The organism is Microbacterium sp. K41 (genome assembly GCF_004794395.1).
GTDB lineage: Bacteria > Actinomycetota > Actinomycetes > Actinomycetales > Microbacteriaceae > Microbacterium > Microbacterium sufflavum.
Window position 1 is genome coordinate 1 of record NZ_SSDO01000241.1, and the last position, 1,163, is coordinate 1,163.

General features: G+C 70.9%; 2 protein-coding genes. One reads left to right on the top strand and one right to left on the bottom strand.

What is annotated here, in order from left to right:
• Window positions 1-814, bottom strand: an 814-nt coding sequence (gene ftsE, locus DW309_RS06545; RefSeq protein ID WP_136044901.1) for a cell division ATP-binding protein FtsE, incomplete at its 3' end; no start/stop codon positions are given.
• Window positions 815-977: 163 nt separating this feature from the next.
• On the opposite strand from ftsE, the gene DW309_RS19980 reads away from it, so the two are divergent.
• Window positions 978-1,163 (top strand): DUF2510 domain-containing protein (locus DW309_RS19980; protein WP_240753139.1); only part of this gene is annotated, 186 nt, incomplete at its 3' end.

Consider the following 1,163-nt stretch of genomic DNA (forward strand, 5'->3'; position numbering starts at 1 on the left):
GCTCCTCCGCCAGGGCGGCACGCACCACCGACAGGTCGGCGGTCTGCCGCTGCACCTCCTGCACCGCGGTGAGGGCGGCCGCGGCGGCGGCTCCCCGCACCTCCTCCGGCGCGAGTCGCGGGATGTTCGAGGTGTCGCCGTAGCCGCCGTGGACCTCGTCGCGCACCATCTCGCCGTCGCGCAGCTCGATCACGCGGCGACGCATCTGATCGACGAACCCCGCCTCGTGCGTGGCCATGAGCACGGTCGTGCCGCCGGCGTTGATGCGGGCGAGCAGCTGCATGATGTCAACGGAGGTCGCGGGGTCGAGGTTTCCGGTGGGCTCGTCGGCCAGCAGCACCTGCGGACGGTTCACGAGGGCACGGGCGATCGCGACGCGCTGCTGCTCACCGCCGGAGAGCTCGTGCGGCATGCGCTTCTCCTTGCCCTCGAGCCCGACCAGCGCCAGGGCCTCGGGCACGGCCTGCTGGATGAAACCGCGCGAGGAGCCGGTGACCTGCAGCGTGAACGCGACGTTCTGGTGCACGGTCTTGGACGGCAGCAGGCGGAAGTCCTGGAACACGGAGCCGATGTGGCGACGGAAGTAGGGCACCTTCCGGTTCGCGAGGGAGCGGAGATCGCGACCGAGGACGGCGACGCGACCACTGGTGGGCACGTCCTCCCGCAGGATGAGCCGCAGGCAGGACGACTTGCCCGATCCCGAAGCGCCGACGAGGAAGACGAACTCCCCGCGTTGCACTTCGAAGTCGACTCCGGACAGGGCGGGCTTCGACGTCCCGCGGTAGCGCTTCGTGACGTTCTCGAACCGAATCATGGCGATTCGAGCCTAAGCGCGGGCTCTGCGCTGACCCGCTGCGACACCCCGCGCGGCCTCAGGCCGTCGACCTGTGCAAACGGTGTCGGCGTCGCTGCCCACTGCTATACATGGAGAGTCGATTCGCGTCACCCACGCGAGCGCGCACACGGAGGGGACTTCCATGACGACACCTGCTGGCTGGTACGACGACGGCTCCGGTCGGCTGCGGTGGTGGGACGGCCAGCAGTGGACCGAGCACTTCGCGCCCGAGACGCCCGCTGTGCCCGCCCAGGAGTCCCCGGCATCCGAGTCCGAGACGACGCCGGGTGCGCCCGCTGCGGCGGTGCCCGACGCGCAGCCCGCGGCC